This is a genomic window from Paenibacillus xylanexedens (genome assembly GCF_007680605.1).
GTDB lineage: Bacteria > Bacillota > Bacilli > Paenibacillales > Paenibacillaceae > Paenibacillus > Paenibacillus xylanexedens_B.
This window is the reverse complement of sequence record NZ_VEIO01000064.1, coordinates 1-364: the sequence shown is the minus strand read 5'-3', so window position 1 is coordinate 364 and position 364 is coordinate 1. Positions and strand designations below refer to the sequence as shown.

Sequence of the window (364 nt, the reverse complement as noted above, 5' to 3'; positions counted from 1 at the left end):
GCTCGGAAAGACGAGCAGGGCGAGTCTTATCTGTGTGCCTACGTGGTGAGCCTGGGCATTTTCAGTGCATCCGAGCTGCGCACGTATTTGAAACGGAGTTTGCCTGAGTACATGGTACCGTCGTATCTGGTGGAAGTGGAGCAAATTCCACTGACGGCCAACGGGAAGGTAGACCGGAATGCGCTACCGGAGCCGCAAGGATTGCTACAGACAACCAGCGAATACGTTGCGCCGCGAAGCGAGACCGAAGCGAAGCTAGCCGCTATTTGGCAGGATGTGCTCCGAATCGAACAAGTCGGGATTCAGGACAATTTTTTCGAGCGGGGCGGGGATTCGATCAAAGCGATTCAGATCGTGTCCAGGT

At 55.2% G+C, this 364-nt stretch carries 1 protein-coding gene; it reads left to right on the top strand.

From position 1 onward, the window contains the following. Positions 1-364, top strand: a 364-nt coding sequence (locus FS818_RS28400) for an AMP-binding enzyme (RefSeq protein ID WP_145336748.1), incomplete at both ends; no start/stop codon positions are given.